Raw genomic sequence first — 16,311 nt, 5'->3', positions numbered from 1 at the left:
TCACAGGTTGGCCTCGTCCAGTTCGGCCATCAGCGCTTGCATTTCGTCATCGGACAGGCCCGAGGCGCTGAATTCGGTGCTGTCGGCTTGCGGCTCGGCGGCGCTCGGATGCAGCGGTTGCGCGACCTCGGCCATGGCCGCGACGGTCTGGCGTTCGAAGACTTGCTTGGCCGACAGCGCGATGCCTTGCTCATGGGCCTGGGCCACCACTTGCAGGCTCAGGATCGAGTCGCCGCCGATGGCGAAGAAGTTGTCGGTGACACTCACTGTCGAGAGTTTCAAGACCTTGGCGACGATGGCTTGCAGGGTGGTTTCCATGGCGTTGCGCGGCGCCACGTGGGCGCTTTCGTCGAGCTGCTCCGGGTCGGGCAACTGGCGGGTGTCGAGCTTGCCGTTGGGCGTGCGCGGAAAGCTCGTCAGGGTCAGCACCAGGGCCGGCACCATGTACGACGGCAGACGCTCGCCGAGGAAACGCTTGATCGCCTCCGAGTCCGGTGCGTAGCCGTGGGCGGCCAGGACATAGGCGAGCAAGCGCTTGCCGGCGGCGTGTTCCTGGACGATCACCGCGGCTTCGCGCACATCGCTGTGGCTGCACAATTGGCGTTCGATTTCGCCCAGCTCGATGCGGTAGCCGCGCACCTTGACCTGATGGTCCTTGCGCCCCAGGAATGCCAGGCGCCCGTCGGCTAGCCAGCACGCCAGGTCGCCGGTGCGGTAGGCGCGAGTGCCGTCGGCCAGGGTGACGAAGGCCTTGGCGGTTTCTTCGGGTTTGTGGCGATAGCCGCGGGCCAGGGTGGGGCCGGCGAGGACGATTTCACCCGGTTCGCCAATGCCGCAAGCCGTGTCGAATTCATTCAGCAGGCGCAGGTCCATGCCGGCGATCGGACGGCCGATGCTGACGTTCCGGCTTGGGTCCAACACCTCATAGGTGGCCCAGACGGTGGCCTCAGTGGGACCGTATTCGTTCACCAGATGTGCGCGTGGCAGGGTCTTGCTGTGTTGCGCGATCAGCGATGGTGGGCAAGCCTCACCCGCGACGATCCAGCAGGCCAGGCTGTCGGTTCCCCCGCTGCGCTGCAATTGATCGAGCAGGGCCTGGTACAGCGACGGCAGCGACAGGCCGTGGCTGACCTGGTGCTGGGCAATCAACTGCGCCAGGCGGGCCATCTCCAGCTCTTCGCCTGGGGCGGGCAATACCAGGCGTCCGCCTTGGGCCAGGGTCCAGAAAATCCCGGCGACCGAACTGTCGAAGGCAAACGACGACAACAACAGGTAGGCGCGCACCGGGGTCTCATAGGCCGCCATGCGCACTTGGGTCGAGAAACTCAAGGCGCCGTGGCTGATTTCCACGGCTTTCGGCGCACCGGTAGAGCCGGAGGTGTAGATCAGGTAGGCGAGGTCGTTGGCGTCCGGCAAGGGCAGTGCCGGACAGTCGCCGAGGTCCTGTGTTGTCAGCTCATCCAGCACGAAGCGTTGCAGGTTGGCCGGCACGCTGTCGGCCAGTTCGGCGCTGACCACGATGTGGGCGATGGCGCTGTCGGTGAGCATGTAGGCGCGGCGGTCGGCCGGGTAGGTCGGATCGACGGGCACATAGGCGCCACCGGCTTTCAAGACCGCGAGCATGGCGACAATGGCTGCGTTGCTGCGGGCGAACAGGATGCCGACGGGCACCCCTGGACCGATGCCGGCGGCGACCAGTTGATGGGCCAGTTGCGTGGCGCAGGCGTCGAGGCGGCTGTAGCTCAGGTCACCGTCCTGGTCGCTGAGGGCGATGGCGTTCGGTTGTTGGCGAACCTGACGGGCAATCAATTCCACCAGCGTCACCGGTTCGATGGAGGGTGCGCTCGCGCCGGCGCCGATCAACTGCGCTTGCAGCGCGCCACCCAGGGGCAATTGGGCCCAGCCCCGTTGCGGTTCGGCCAGGGCGCCGTGCAGCAGTTGCAGCCATTGTTCGGCGAGGCAGCCCACAGCGTCGGCGCTGAGGACATGGCGGTCGTAGACAACCTGCGCGTGCAGGCTGTCGGGCAACTGGCGGACGTTCAGGCAAGCCTTCAACGGGTTCATGACCGCACTGGCGTGGCGCTCCCGGGCATCGCCGGAGCGCCAGGCAAAAGCGTATCCGGCGTGGTGGTCGCCGGTGTAATAGTCTTGCCAGCCAATCAGCCGTTCCAGGGTGGCGGCCACTTGCGTGCTTTGCTCCAGCAGAGTCGCCTGGGCATCCAGTTCGATGCTCACGGGCAGGCACTGTTCGAACAGGCCCAGGGTGTTCTCCAGTTCCGCGCCGCGACTTTCATGGATCAGAGTGAGTGGCACCTGTTGCTGGCCGGCCAGTCGTCCCAGGACCGCTGCCCATGCCGCCAGCAGCAGTTCCGGGGTCAGGGCCGGGTGACGGGCGAGGTCGGCCGGCAGCGTCAGCTCCAGTCGGGTCGGCGCAAATCCACCATCGAGGGGCGATTCCAGCGGCAGCTGCAAGGTGGCCTGTTCGGTGTCGCCCGCAGGTTTCCAGAAGCTCACGCCCGGATGATCCGGTGCGTCTTCCACCAGGCTCCAGCGCCATTCGGCGTAATCGGCGTACTGCAGGGTTTCGGACAGGTCCGTGGCAGTGTCTTGCAGCAATGCAGCGGCCAGCCATTTCAGGCTGGCGAGGTCGAAGTGGCTGCTGGCCGCCGCGAGGTCCAGCACGCCTTGCTCATCGGACAGGCGCACCAGGGTCACCCACAGCGGGGTTGTCCAGTCACGGGGCTGGGTGGCGAGCTGAGCCAGTGCGGCGTCCTGGTCGGCGCGGCTGTGCTGGCGCAGGTCCTGGAGGTTCACCGCCAGTGAGCCGGCTTCGTCAATCACCTGCACCGGGTGGCGCAGGCCTGGCACGGGCATCAGGCGTGTGCGCAGGATCTCGCTGCCGGCCACCAGTGCCTGCAGGCGGTTGTTCAGTGCATCGACGTCCAGCGGTTGTGACAGCGACCATTGCAAATGACAGCTGAACGGGTGCTGCGCTGCGCCGTGGGTGTGGGGGTAAACCGATGCCTGTTGCGGGGAAATACGAAAACCTTGAAGTCCGCTCATGTTCATCTCGACTGGAAAAGGGCTTGAGCCTGGATCACCGCACAGACGTCGGGGCTTGCTGGACTCGTGTCAGGCAAGCCGCCTGCGAACGGCGGGTGGACCCGTTGAATGTCAGACGGCAACGTCGCTCGACAGCAGGGCTTCAGCCATGCCGGTCATGATGGCGCGCTTGCCGGTAAAGGGTTCGCGACCGTGCACAGCGAGCATGTTGTCGATGAACAACACGTCCCCCTGCTGCCAGCTGAAGCGCACCAGCGAGTCGAGGTAGGCCGCGCGTAGCGATTCCAGGACCTGCGGCTCGATCGGTTCGCCATCGCCGTAAAAGGTGTTGGTGGGCAGGTCGAGGTCGTTGAAGTTGCTTTGCAGCGAATCGCGGATTCGCTCGGGCAGGGTGCTGATGTGGAAGAACGTGGCGTGGTTGAACCAGACCTCTTCGCCGGTGCGCGGGTGGCGCACCACGGCCGGCCCGCGTTGGCGGGTGCGCAGGCGATTGTTGTCTTTCCATTCCACTTCGATGCCGACGCTGGCGCAGTAGGCTTCCACTTCGCGGCGGTCTTCGGACTGGAACACGCTCTGCCACGGCAGGCCGAAACCGTCGCCGTAGTTGCGAACGTACAGCACGCCTTTTTCCCGGAACCGCGCTTCGATCTGCGGGCTGATCCTGGCCTTTACGGCGCGGGTCGAGCCGATCGGTGTTTCACCGCCGGTCTCGGACGGCAGTTGGCAGTAGAAGAACAACCGCAGCGGGAAGCGCGGCGAGTAGGAGTGCTCGTTGTGGGGGAAAATCATCTGGTCGGCCGGGTAGTCGGTCGAGGTGTAGATGTTGCCGCCGACCCGTGTCCGGGGGGACGCGCGGAACATGTATTCCAGCGCTCCGGGGGAGAGGGCGGCGATCACCTGGTCGAACTGCTCGACAGACGCGACGTTGAAGCCGCGAAACAGCAGGGCGCCGTACTGCAGCAGTTTCTTTTCCAGCGACTCGCGTTCCCGGGCGGCCCAGGCGATCAGGTCAACGCCGCTGACCGCCGGTTCGATCACCAGGGGCAGCGCGTGGTCTGGACTGAGCAGGCGCTCGGTGACCAACTGTTGTTCCGAGACGTTCATGGCTTTGCGACGCACGGCGCCAAGGGCACGTGGCGATGGGGGCACGATAGACATAACGGCATCCGACTCGGTTAAAGGGACAAGGAGCGACGTTTGGCTTGCATCATCTGGCTGCGACCGGCCAGCGCCTGGGACTGCTGTCGCTCCCGGGTAAAGGCCTGATCCCAGCTGTCGATGCGCTCGGCCACTGCCGGCAACGGCTCGTCCAGCAGGCTGTGCATCTGCTCCAGCAGGCGCGTCCACAGGTGTCGCAGGCGCAAGGCACGGTCCCGGTCGAAGTATTCGCCGCGATACTTGAGGGTCGCGGCGAGGCCTTCGTCGCCGTGCACCAGGTCGAGCACCAGGTGGAAATCCCCCGGTGCCTGGGCCACCTCCAGCGCGGACAACTGCGCGCCAGCGATGGCGGTCGGGGTCACCCGTGACGGTTGATAGTTGAGCTTGACCTGGAACAGCGGCGAGTGACCGGGGCGGCGCTGCGGCGCGAGTGCCGAGACCACCAGATCAAAAGGCAGGCCTTGATGGGCATAGGCCAGGCGCGACTCATCGCGAACCTGCTCAAGGAAACCGGCCAGGGTCGCTTCGCCGCGCAAGTCACAGCGCAGGGTCAACTGGTTGACGAAGAAACCGATGACGTCGTTGTGCTCTGCCAGCGGTCGGCCGCTGACGTCGGTGCCCAACAGGAACTGCGGCTGGCCGCCCAGTTGCTTGAGGACCAGTTGGTAGCTGGCCAGCAACAACATGAACAACGTCATGCCTTGTTCACGGGCCAGCGCTGCCAAGCGCTCACAGCCGGTCTGCGGCACGTTGAAGTCCAGGCTGTATTCGCCCGGGGCCTGGCCGCTGCCACCCAGTTCCAACGTTTGCGGCATGCCGGCCAGGTGTTCGCGCCAGAAGCCTTGCTCGGTGGCGATTCGCTGTTCGCTCCAGTGCAGGGCTTCCCATTGGGCGAAAGCCAGGTATTGCCCCGGCAGCGCGGCGTCCGCCGAACCCGCCAGTTCTGCCAACAATATTTGCGCCGAGCGTCCGTCGAAGGCGATGTGGTGCAGCGTCAACAGTAGGTCATGCTGTTGGTCATGGCGGCTGAGCAACTGCGCTCGCAGCACTGGGCCGGCTTGCAGATCGACCGGGGTGGCGTGTTCTTGGGCCAGGCGTTCGTCCAACGTCTGCTGTTGCTGCGCTTGGTTCTGCTCACGCACATCATGATGGACCAGCGCCACAGCCGTGGCCGGCAACACCTGTTGTTGCGGGCCATCGACACTGTCGCGGTACACCGTGCGCAACACGCCGTGACGCTCGACCAGCGTGTTCAGTCGCAGGGCCAACGTCTCGATGTCCAGCGGACCTTGCAGGCGCAGGTGCAGTACCAGGTTGTGGCGGGTGTCATCCGGGTTCAGTTGGCGCAGGAACCACAAGCGACGCTGGGCGAACGACTGATGCCCCTGACTGGGGTTGGTCTGCTCGGTGGGAGCATCGGCCGTTGGCGTTGGATCATTGAGGAAAGCGTGCAGGTCCAGCGCCCATTGCCCCAGGGTGGTTTCCCCGAACAGGCTTTGGGTATCGAGGTTCCAACCCAGGTCCCTGTGCAGGCGCGCGGCAAAGTCGGCCACGCCGATGGAATCCAGGCCCTGGCCGATCAGGCTGAGGTCGAAGTCGGCGGAAAAATACGGATTGACCGCGTGCAGCGTCTGTTCCAGCCATTGGCGGCAGGCGGCTTGGGCCTGTTGCGACGTTTCGGTCGCCAGGCTTTTGAGCTGGGCAAGGTCAAGGGGCTCGTCGTTCGAGGCCAGCGTTCCACCGCTCTGGGCGATGATGCTCAACGTGCCGGCGGCCAGTTGTTTGCGCGCACCTTGGCGGGCGATCTTGCCGCTGGTGGTCATCGGGATGGTGCCGGCTTGCACCAGCACAATCTGGTCGATGCCGCAGTCGGCGGCTTCGCGCACAGCGTTTTGCATCGACGCGAACAGCGCCGGATGATGCGCCGGGTCGACGAACTTGCGTTGCGGCTCGGCGACAATCACCAGTTTCTCGCGGCCCAGTGCCGGGTCCATTTGCGCGAAGGCGGCGATGCGTCCGGTACGGATGCCCGGCTCGGCGTCGGTAATGGCGAATTCGATGTCGTGGGGGTAAAGGTTGCGCCCATTGAGAATCAACAGGTCCTTGAGCCGCCCGCAGATCACCACCTGGCCTTCGTGCATGAAGCCCAGGTCGCCGGAGCGCAGGTAATGTTCCGATGAGCCGACTATCCGTGCCTCAAAGGCTTCACGAGTGGCCTCGGGATTGTTCCAGTAGGATTCGGCGTTGCTCGGACCCTTGAGCCAGACTTCGCCGATGTGATCGGCGGCGCAGCGTTCGAAGGTGTGCGGGTCGACGATGGCGATGCTGTGCAAGGCTTGCGGATAACCGCAGGCGACGAACTCCACCGCGGCGGCATCGGCAGCGGCCAGGGCCACGCGACCGCTCTCCAGCACGGCTTTGTCCAGGCGCAGCACCACCGGCAGCGCATCGGCCGGCGTGGCGCTGACGCACAGCGTTGCTTCGGCCTGGCCATAACCGGGGCTGATGGCCAACGGGTTCAGGCCGCAGGCGGCAAAACGCTGGGCGAAGGCTTCCAGGGTGCCGGGATGGATCGGCTCTGCGCCGTTGATGGCGTGTTTCCAGTTGCTCAGGTCCAGCTGTGCGATCAGGTTGTCGCTGACCACGCGGTTGCACAGGGCATAGGCGAAGTTGGGGGCGAAGCTGGCGGTGGCCCGGTAGCGACTCAATGCCTGCAGCCAGGTCGACGGCGCATTGACGAAGGTCTGGGAAGCCATCAGGTAGCACGGCATGCCGCTGTAGAGCGGAGCCAACATGCCGCCGATCAGGCCCATGTCGTGATACAGCGGCAGCCAGTTGACCATGGCGCCGTGCTCGTCGAAATCGTACGCCTGGCGCATCAGTTCGACGTTGGCGATCAGGTTGCGCTGACGCACCTCGACGCCTTTTGGCGAGCCGGTCGAGCCCGAGGTGTATTGCAGGAAGGCTACGGTCGAACCGTCGATAGCCGGGCGTTGCCACTGGCTGGCCGGTGGTGTGCCCAGGTGCTGGACGGTCAGCACATCGACGCGGCCCTCCACCAGTTCCTGCAGGCTTTCGCAATGATCCGCCGGTGCCAGAATCAGCGCCGGCTCGGCATCCACTACCACGTTGCGGACGCGGTCGAGGTGGCGCGGTTTGCGCGACGGTGGCGGAAACAACGGCACGGCAATCAGGCCCGCATATAGGCAGGCACAGAAGGCGCGGGCGTAGTCGAGGCTGCTGGGCAGCATCAACAGCACGCGATCACCCGGCGCATAACGCGCTTGCAGCGCGGCCGCCAGGGACTGGGACTGCTCGTGCAGTTGGGCAAAGGTCAGGGTTTCGCCGATGTTTACACCGTCCGGCAAGAAATGCAGGGCAGCACGCTGAGGGAAGTGCTGGGCGTTGGCTTCCAGCACCTCGATCCAATGTTTGAATGAAAACATGTGCAATTCACGCCATGGCCACGATGACTTTGCGGTCACCGGTGAAAGGATTGCGACCGTGTGCCACCAGTCGGTTGTCGAGCATCAGGATATCGCCCGGTTGCCAGGGGAAACTGATGGCAGTCTCGCGGTAAACCTCGCGCACGGTGTCGAGCATGTCGTCGGCAATGGCCGAGCCGTCGCCGAAATAGACATGGCGCGGCAGGTTCTCTTCACCCACCGCTGCCAGCAGGCTGGCGCGTACGCTCGGTTCGATGGCCGAGACATGGAACAGGTGCGCCTGGTTGAACCAGACCCATTCACCGGTATCGGGATGCTGCTGCACGGCGGCGCAACGCTGGCGGGTGCGCAGGTCGCCATCGGCTTTCCATTCCCACTCGATGTCATTGTCCCGGCAGTAGCGTTCGACCTGGGCACGGTCCTGGGTGTTGAAGACTTTTTCCCAAGGCAGGTCCAGGGCGCCGCTGTAGTTGCGTACATAGAGCAACTCGCGGCTGGCGAACAGCTCGCGGATCTCGGCGGGCATGCGCTGGTAGATCAGGCGGCTGTCGGCAATCGGGGTCTCGCCGCCGGTTTCACTGGCCTTGATGCAGTGAAACCAGATGCGCGAAGGCCAAGGGCGGGTGTAGGCCTGCTCGTTGTGCAAGGGTATGAATTGATGGGCCGGGTATTCCGTGGAGCTATAGACCCCGGCGAAGACCTTGCTGCGTGGCGTGGAGCCGAATTCGTAACTGGCCAGCGGTGTACCGAAGCTGGCGGCGAAGCGCTTGAAATCGATGGGCGTGGCGACCGTGAAACCGCGAAACAACACGCCGCCAACCGTGGTCAGGGCATGAGCCAGGCTGTCGCGAATCGAGGCGTCCAGATCGTGGATCGACTGTCCCGATGCCCCCTGCACCAGCAGGGGTAGCGACTGGGCGCTTGCATCCGTGGGCGCCATGGAAAAAAGCTCGGAACGCCCGTTCAGGTGTTCGATTGAGGTCATCCTTGTACATCCTCTTTTGTCTTCTTCGACCAGTCACAAGACCTTGAAAGCAGGGCAGCGGTCGGTTGTGTAGGACTCGTCTGTAATGTATTCAAATCAATACAAGACGTCATACTAGGTACAAATGAGATGGATTATCAATACTATTTATTTAATTTTTTTTTTGGATTAGACTCCGCTCCGCTGGCGCCACACAGCCTTCGGCCAGCTCAAAAAACCTAAAAATATCTGTCGCAGGGGAGCGGGGCGTGAATTTCAAAAAGAACACAATTGCGTTGGCTGTAGGGTCGGCCATAGGCCTGAGCAACGCTGCATGGGCGGCCGAAGAAGCCGGCACGATGGAGATTGCTCCGATCACCGTGACAGGTGAAAAAATCGACCGCACGCTTGAGCAGACCCAGTCCAGCGTCGTGGTCGTCACCGACAAGAATCTGCGTGAGCACGGCGACAAGGACCTGGTGGATGTGTTTGCCCGCACACCTGGCGTCTATAGCCAGGCCGGCAATGAGAACTGGGGTATCCGTGGTGTTCCGGTGTCCGGTTTTGACGATCAGGGCCCGGCGGCCCTCAATGGTGCGGTATCGGTGTATGTCGACGGTGCCGTGCAGCCCAACCGTGCGCTGACCCTCAGCCCGGTCCCGCTCTGGGATGCCGAGCAGGTCGAAGTATTCCTTGGCCCGCAATCCACCACCCAGGGCCGTAACTCCCTGGCCGGCGCGGTGGTTATCCGGACCAAGAACCCAACTTTCGAACCGAGCTTCTCGGCACAAACCAATGTGGGCAATTACGGCGAGCGCGGGGCGGCGGTGGCCGGTGGTGGTTCCATCGTCGACGACAAGATCGCCGGGCGTATCGCTGTGGACTATGGCGAAGGTGACGGCTACATCCGCAACACCACGCTCAATGACGACGCCAACCCGCGTCGCACCAGCAACACCCGCGGCAAATTGCTGATCCTGCCCAATGACGACACCGATGTCTTGCTGACCTACGCCCATAGCGAACACCGCCAGGGCGACCGTTCGACCATGCGCGTCAACGGCAAGCCGAGCTATTACGATATCGCGTCCAACACCAAGGCTTTCGACAACCTCAAGCAGGACACCCTCAGCGCCAAGGTGGATTATCGTCTGAACGATGCCTGGTCGCTGACGAGCATGACCGCCAATACCAGCACCGACTACAGCAACCGTCTGGACTTTGACCAGACGGCGTTGGCTGACGAGGTCGTGCTGCGTAAGCAAGACGGTAACCTGTTCAGTCAGGAGCTGCGCCTGAATTACGCCTCAGACACAGTGAAGAGTTTTGTGGGTGCGTACTATGGCCACAACACCAACGCTTTCCACGACCGGTTGTTTTTCGATGACGTGCTGGTTCGTACGGTCAAAGGTGATACCAAGATTGAAAACAAGGCGGTGTTCGGTGAAGTCAACTGGACGTTCGCACCGCGCTGGACGTTGATCACCGGTCTGCGTTACGACCATGAGACGAACGATACCGATATCGAAGAGGACGGCCGCTTCGTTCCCGAGAAAATCAAGAAGTCGTTTGATGCCGTGCTGCCGAAACTCGGCATCGACTATGAACTGGCAACGGACCAGTACCTCGGTTTCATGGTGCAGAAGGGCTATCGCGGTGGCGGCGTCAACCTGCGCTCCGGTAGTGGTCACCAGGCCTACGACCCGGAATACACCACCAACTACGAGCTGTCTTATCGTGGTTCGTTCTTCGACAAAACTCTGCGTACCCGCGCCAACCTGTACTACACCGACTGGAAAGACCAGCAGGTCAGCGTGCGGCAGAACGGTAGCGCGGTCATTGATATCTACAACGCCGGTCGCAGTGACATCAAGGGCCTGGAAGTCTTCGTCGAAAAAGACATCACCGAGCAACTGACCCTGAACGTCGGCGCGGCCGTGACCGATAGCAAATACAAGGACTTCGTCTCTGACAGCGGTCAGGACAGGAGTGGTGAGTCGTTCCTCTTCTCGCCTAAATACAAGGCCTCTGTGGGGGGTGTCTATCGCTTCGACGACCGTCTGATATTCGGCACGGACGTTGTCTATCAGGGCACCGCGCCTTCGGAGTATGAGTTCGATTCAAACGGCAAAGTCACTGGTGAGCGTAAGAGCGACGCCTATGTGCTGGTGAACTTCAACACCGAGTACAAAGTCACCAAGAACGTCGCTGTGTCCGCTTACGTCAAAAACGCCTTCGACAAGGAATACGTCACCAACAATCGTAACGACGACATCATCGACGTCGGCGCACCGCGCACGGTGGGCATGAGCCTTCGTTACGATATGTAAGCGACGACATGTAAACCCAAAGGCGCGGGGAGGCAATCTCCTCGCGCCTGTCCTGCAACGTATCGGATGTTTGTTTCCAGGCTGTTCGTTCCCTTCCAAACCCAGCCTCCATGGAGGAAATCATGAGTGCTTTTTCGAATGTCACAGCGGGTGGCGCGCAACAGCTGCGCCTGTTGCACACCGGCCTGTCGAGTCCTTACTGCCTCGATTCGACCCCACTGCTGGAACGTCAGCAACAGCAGGAATCCAACGCCCGCAGTTACCCGCGACGCATTCCGCTGGTGCTTGAGAGGGCCCATGGCATTTATGTGCAGGACAGCCGGGGGCAAGTGTTTGTCGATTGCCTGGCCGGTGCCGGCACCCTGGCGCTGGGCCACAACCATCCGGTGATTATCGAAGCCATCACTCAGGTCATGGCAGCCGGTGTGCCGATGCACACCCTGGACCTCATGACCCCCGTGAAGGACGCATTCGTCCAAGAGATTTTCGCTTGCCTGCCTAGCGAGTTCGCTCGCCATGCACGCATCCAGTTCTGCGGCCCGAGTGGGGCCGATGCGGTCGAGGCCGCGCTCAAGCTGACCCGCACCGCCACGGGGCGGCATTCAGTCCTGGCGTTCGAAGGGGCCTATCACGGGATGACCCTGGGTACGCTGGCCATCAGCGGCAACCTGTCACCGAAAAATGCCCTCGGCGCATTGATGCCAGGTGTGCAGCGCCTGCCGTTCCCGCACGACTATCGTTGCCCGTTCGGGGTGGCCGGCGATCAGGCAGTCACGTTGAACGTGCGTTACCTGGAGCACTTGCTCAACGACCCGGAAAGCGGGGTGACCGCACCGGCGGCGCTGATCCTGGAGCCGATTCAAGGGGAGGGTGGGGTCATTGCCGCGCCGGACCGCTGGCTGCAGGAACTGCGCCGATTGACCCAGGCCCACGGCATCCCGCTGATCGTCGACGAGATCCAGTGCGGCATTGCCCGCAGTGGCCGGATGTTTGGCTTCGAGCAATCGGGGATCACGCCGGATGTCATCACCCTCTCCAAAGCCATCGGTGGCGGGTTGCCGCTGTCGGTCATGGTCTACCACGAGTCGCTGGACGTCTGGCAGCCGGGTGCCCACGCCGGCACATTCCGCGGCAATCAGTTGGCGATGGCGGCCGGTACCGCGACCTTGCGTTTCATCCGCGATGAAGGTCTGGTCCAGCACGCTGAAAAGGTCGGCGCTTACCTGCAAAAACAACTGCAGGCGCTGCAAAACGAGTTCGCCTGGATCGGCGATGTGCGGGGTCGCGGCCTGATGCTCGGGATGGAAATCGTCGACCCGCAGGGCACCCTTGATGTACAGGGCCATCCGCCGGTGGACACAGCCCGGGCCAAGGCCTTCCAGCAGGCTTGCCTGAAGCACGGCTTGATCGTCGAGCTTGGTGGGCGCCATGGGGCGACGGTGCGCTTCTTGCCGCCGCTGATCATCACTGAGCAGGAGATCGATTTTGTGGGGCAGATCCTGTTTCAGGCAGCAAGCATGCTCAGCGAAGGCTCCGCGCAATAATCATTTGATCCGCCGATGCGCGCCCGCCGTAACGGATTGTGCTTTGCCGGCGTTGAGATTGAGCGACGGCTACCGCCTAATCTGGCGGTGGCCGCGCGATTCAGCAGTTCGATAGTCAGGCTGTCATTGCACGATTTGTGGCAACAATTTGCTCATGTGTAAACTGACCACCGGGAGCCATGAATCTGGCCAGAAGTGCGTCCCGGTTTTGAGGCGCCCTGATTTTATCAGCCGCACACAAGGCCGATTTTAGCTCCGGCAGGGTTAGTTCGGTGCAGTATGCAGGCGTGCCTGGTTGCTGATGCCATGAACTTTCAAGGCTGCCAGCGGCAAGCGCGGTGAACCCGGTATCCTCGACAAGATCCTGCGCGATTGCCTCGGCATAGGGGTCATCCCCAGCCACGGGTAAGGCGATGCGTGTTGAAGACCCGGCTGGTTGGCCTTTGTCGGCAAGAGTCGCTGCGAGAACGGCGTTCCATGCCTTGACGACCGGGCGACCAATCTGCTCGCTTACCCAGATGCTCTCGGGCTTGCCGTCGTCTACCTCCTTGATCGCCCCGTCTCGTCCCGGATAGTAATTGGACGTGTCAATGACGACGACCTTCTCGGGAACATGACTTAACGTTTGGCGCAGATCGGGGTACTTCGCGAAGGGGATCGAGAGGATAACCGCATCCACATCCGACACAGCGTCTTCCTTGGTCACCGCCCGTACACCGATTTCGTTGGCGAGGTCCTGAATACTCTGAGGGCTCTTCGAGTTGGCCAGTTTCACTTCATGGCCGCATGCAGCGAGCTTACGGGCAAGAGTAGCCCCAATGTTGCCCGCGCCGATAATTCCGATTTTCATGTCAATAACCTCCTCGCATACAAACAATATTCAATTACCGTTGCCTGGGGGTGCGAACGAAGTAAGCGTGTGGCGAAGATCCAGCAATACTTCAGGTGTCATCCGCACGGTTGAGATCATTCTGCCGGTGGTTTGTATCCCGCAAGCATTTCGAGTACCTCAGCATGTGAACCGCTCGCTTCAGCAAACCGTAGTGGCTTGGCGCGCTCGACGACCAGTTCTTGTGGGGTCGGAGCGATCTCGAGCAGTGCGAAGATTTCATTCAGGAACTCGTCCAAGGGCATGGCGTGTTCGTCATTTTCCTGTCCAAGCAAAGTGGTACGCACTCCCGGTGGCGCAAGCTCGATGACCTCGACTGATGAGTTCTCCAGCTGCACTCGAAGACTTTGAGTGAATGAATGAACTGCCGCTTTGGTTGCGCTGTAGGTCGGTGTCGCAGGCAGCGGGACGAATGCCAAAGCCGAGCTGACATTGATGATCGTTGCACTGGGCTGCTTGATCAGTTGGGGAGTCAAGGCGTACACCATGCGAATCGTGCCAAGCAAGTTCGTTGTCACGATATCTTCGGCTGTGCTCAGGTATTGGGAATCAGTCAGATCCTCCCAGTGCATGATGCCCGCGTTGTTTATGAGCACGTTCAGGTTTGGGTGACTGATCGCAAGCGCTTCGCTGGTGCGCTGGATGGATTGTGGATCGCAGACGTCCAGCACTACCGATTCAATGCCTGGATGTTCCGACACGATCTTGTCGAGCAGAGCCTTGCGCCGTCCCGCGATGATTACGTTGTTTCCCGCCTGGTGAAGCCTTAGCGCCAGACCAAGGCCTATGCCTGAGGTGCTGCCGGTAACCAGAATCGTGTTGCCCGTGCTGTTCATAGTAAACTCCAGTAAGAGAACAAAAGCGGACAGCTGTCCACTTGTGTTAAAAATTACCGGACAACTGTCCGCTTTGCAATGCAGCGAAGGAAATAACTTTGCCCAGGAATGACGAAGTGGCGATGCGTTCTGACGCCAAGAAAAATCGAGAACGAATTCTGAAGGTCGCTGTGGCAGAGCTGACGCTCGATCCTGCGGTCCCGCTGAGTGCGATTGCGAAGAAGGCTGGAGTGGGACAGGGCACGTTCTATCGCCATTTCGCCAACAGAGAGGCGCTGGTATTCGAGGTCTACCAATTCGAAATGCAGCAAGTGGCCTCGTTGGCCGAACAGCTGCTCGCCACAAAACCCCCTAAGGAGGCCCTCCGAGAGTGGATGGACTGCCTCGTTGAATATGCAATGACCAAGGCGGGACTTGCGACCGCGATACGGCAAGCAGCCTCTACTTACGAATTTCCTGGGAAGTCGGGATACGCGCCGGTCCAGGCAGCCGCCGAGTTGCTTTTGAGGGCTAATGAAAAGGCCGGAACGATTCGTAGCGGGGTTACCCACGACGACTTTTTTCTAGCCACTGCTGGAATATGGCAAATAGATTCCCAGAGCGAATGGCGCCCACGTCTCGCCAGATTGATGGACTTGGTGATGGATGGTCTATGCGCAGGTAGCCCTGAAAGCCTGAAGAATAACGTGTAGCTTTCGTCCAAACGCAAACCACTACCGGTCATGCCGTGGTTTAAACGGAATGACCGGAGCGCCTTACGGATTATTTTTGCGCCAGCAATGCCTTTCTTGTCGCCTTTTGGTGTTTCATGGCGGCGATCTCACGCTCGCAGGCCTCGACATCGAACGAGTTGTCCCACTTGGCAATGGCGATGGTGCCGATACCGTTACCGATCAGGTTGGTCACGGCTCGCGCTTCGTTGAGGAACCGGTCAATGCCCAGGAGCAAAACGAGGCCGACCAGAGGAATGGAGTGAATGGTTGTGAGCGTTGCAGCCAGTGTCACAAACCCCGCACCCGCCACCCCAGCCGAGCCTTTTGAAGTCAGCAGGAACACGCCTAGCAGAATCATCTGATCCACAAAGGTCAGTGGCGTATTGGTCGCCTGTGCGATGAAGATGGCGGCCATGGTGAGATAGATACAGGTGCCGTCCGCATTGAAGGTGTACCCCGTAGGCAACACCATGCCCACTACCGATTTTTTGCAGCCAAGCTTTTCAAGTTTCACCATCATTCGTGGCAGCACGGCTTCGGTTGAGCAGGTGCCAAGGGTGATGAGGATTTCATCTTTGAAATAACGAAGAAATTGCAGAAGCGGCATGCCCGACCATCGAGCAACCGTACCCAGCACGACCACGATGAAAAACAAGGTCGTGATGTAGAGCGCGACCAGCAACTGGCCGAGTGACAGCAAGGTGCCAATCCCGTATTTGCCGATCGTGAAAGCCATGCCGGCACCCGCGCCAATCGGCGCCAAGCGCATGACCATTGCAACGATCTTGAACAGGCCTTGCAGGAACAGGTCAAGGGTGTTGATCAGTGGCTTGCTGGTTTCACCCATTTGAACCAGGGCGACACCCATCAATACCGAAAGCAGGATGACCTGAAGCATGACGCCATTGGAGAATGCGCCGATGAAGGTTTGCGGGATGATATTGAGAAAGAAATCAATGGTGCCGCCTTGCTCACTGGCAGCTTGGCTGTATTTGCTAATGGCACCTCCATCAAGCGCGCTGGCGTTGATGTTCATACCGACGCCAGGCTTCACGATGTTGACCACAATGAGGCCGACGACCAGGGCGATGGTTGAAAGAATCTCGAAGTAGATCAGCGCTTTCACGCCAATCCGGCCGACTTCTTTGATATTGCCCATCTTTGCGATACCCACAACGACCGTACCGAAAATAATGGGCGCCAACAGCATTTTGATCAGTTTGATGAAGCCATCGGCAAAGGGTTGCAGCTTGGCTCCGATATCAGGCACGAAGTAACCGATTGCTGCACCGATCACGATGCCGATCAGCACTTGCACATACAGCTGGCCATACCAGCGGGACTTGGAGATTTCCACGGAAGCACCTC

10 protein-coding genes are annotated in these 16,311 nt (G+C 61.1%); 3 read left to right on the top strand and 7 right to left on the bottom strand.

Annotation, left to right across the window (positions count from 1 at the left end):
- The 4 genes from CRX69_RS21980 to CRX69_RS21965 all read right to left on the bottom strand — a co-directional run bounded on the left by CRX69_RS21980 (position 1) and on the right by CRX69_RS21965 (position 8,652).
- On the bottom strand, positions 1-3,063 hold the full coding sequence (locus tag CRX69_RS21980; RefSeq protein ID WP_047225520.1) for a non-ribosomal peptide synthetase: 3,063 nt from the start codon (positions 3,061-3,063) through the stop codon (positions 1-3).
- 111 nt (positions 3,064-3,174) lie between these two features.
- Complete coding sequence (locus CRX69_RS21975; protein ID WP_076384134.1) at positions 3,175-4,221, bottom strand: TauD/TfdA family dioxygenase; 1,047 nt, start codon at positions 4,219-4,221, stop codon at positions 3,175-3,177.
- Positions 4,222-4,238: 17 nt separating this feature from the next.
- A complete protein-coding gene (locus CRX69_RS21970; protein ID WP_107322862.1) occupies positions 4,239-7,667 on the bottom strand; it encodes a condensation domain-containing protein in 3,429 nt (1,142 codons plus the stop codon).
- 7 nt (positions 7,668-7,674) lie between these two features.
- Positions 7,675-8,652: a TauD/TfdA family dioxygenase gene (locus CRX69_RS21965; RefSeq protein WP_107322861.1), complete on the bottom strand. Its 978-nt coding sequence runs from the start codon at positions 8,650-8,652 to the stop codon at positions 7,675-7,677.
- A gap of 248 nt (positions 8,653-8,900) precedes the next feature.
- Between CRX69_RS21965 and CRX69_RS21960 the strand changes: the two genes are divergently transcribed.
- Positions 8,901-10,961 (top strand): TonB-dependent receptor, encoded by a 2,061-nt coding sequence (locus tag CRX69_RS21960; protein ID WP_107322860.1) that lies wholly within the window; start codon positions 8,901-8,903, stop codon positions 10,959-10,961.
- 122 nt (positions 10,962-11,083) lie between these two features.
- The gene (locus tag CRX69_RS21955) at positions 11,084-12,505 is read left to right on the top strand and encodes a diaminobutyrate--2-oxoglutarate transaminase (protein ID WP_107322859.1); all 1,422 of its coding nucleotides are present in this window, start codon (positions 11,084-11,086) and stop codon (positions 12,503-12,505) included.
- Between the two features lie 115 nt (positions 12,506-12,620).
- Here the strand turns inward: CRX69_RS21955 and CRX69_RS21950 are convergent, their stop codons facing one another.
- Positions 12,621-13,361, bottom strand: coding sequence for an NADPH-dependent F420 reductase (locus CRX69_RS21950; protein ID WP_257220704.1), 741 nt, complete (start codon positions 13,359-13,361; stop codon positions 12,621-12,623).
- Between the two features lie 110 nt (positions 13,362-13,471).
- Complete coding sequence (locus tag CRX69_RS21945; protein ID WP_107322857.1) at positions 13,472-14,230, bottom strand: SDR family oxidoreductase; 759 nt, start codon at positions 14,228-14,230, stop codon at positions 13,472-13,474.
- A gap of 122 nt (positions 14,231-14,352) precedes the next feature.
- Between CRX69_RS21945 and CRX69_RS21940 the strand changes: the two genes are divergently transcribed.
- Positions 14,353-14,922: a TetR/AcrR family transcriptional regulator gene (locus CRX69_RS21940; RefSeq protein ID WP_047225855.1), complete on the top strand. Its 570-nt coding sequence runs from the start codon at positions 14,353-14,355 to the stop codon at positions 14,920-14,922.
- 70 nt (positions 14,923-14,992) lie between these two features.
- On the opposite strand, the gene dctA is transcribed toward CRX69_RS21940, so the two are convergent.
- On the bottom strand, positions 14,993-16,300 hold the full coding sequence (gene dctA, locus CRX69_RS21935) for a C4-dicarboxylate transporter DctA (protein ID WP_076384140.1): 1,308 nt from the start codon (positions 16,298-16,300) through the stop codon (positions 14,993-14,995).
- Positions 16,301-16,311 lie beyond the last annotated feature (11 nt).

This window comes from Pseudomonas rhizophila (assembly GCF_003033885.1).
In the GTDB taxonomy this organism is placed as follows: domain Bacteria; phylum Pseudomonadota; class Gammaproteobacteria; order Pseudomonadales; family Pseudomonadaceae; genus Aquipseudomonas; species Aquipseudomonas rhizophila.
This window is presented reverse-complemented; position numbering and strand designations above follow the sequence as displayed.

Excerpts from the sequence above, each read along its gene's own strand:
- CRX69_RS21955 (WP_107322859.1), top strand. The coding sequence starts at position 11,084 with ATGAGTGCTTTTTCGAATGTCACAGCGGGTGGCGCGCAACAGCTGCGC.
- CRX69_RS21980 (WP_047225520.1), bottom strand. The coding sequence starts at position 3,063 with ATGAGCGGACTTCAAGGTTTTCGTATTTCCCCGCAACAGGCATCGGTT.
- CRX69_RS21970 (WP_107322862.1), bottom strand. The coding sequence starts at position 7,667 with ATGTTTTCATTCAAACATTGGATCGAGGTGCTGGAAGCCAACGCCCAG.
- CRX69_RS21940 (WP_047225855.1), top strand. The coding sequence starts at position 14,353 with ATGCGTTCTGACGCCAAGAAAAATCGAGAACGAATTCTGAAGGTCGCT.
- CRX69_RS21975 (WP_076384134.1), bottom strand. The coding sequence starts at position 4,221 with ATGTCTATCGTGCCCCCATCGCCACGTGCCCTTGGCGCCGTGCGTCGC.
- CRX69_RS21945 (WP_107322857.1), bottom strand. The coding sequence starts at position 14,230 with ATGAACAGCACGGGCAACACGATTCTGGTTACCGGCAGCACCTCAGGC.
- CRX69_RS21965 (WP_107322861.1), bottom strand. The coding sequence starts at position 8,652 with ATGACCTCAATCGAACACCTGAACGGGCGTTCCGAGCTTTTTTCCATG.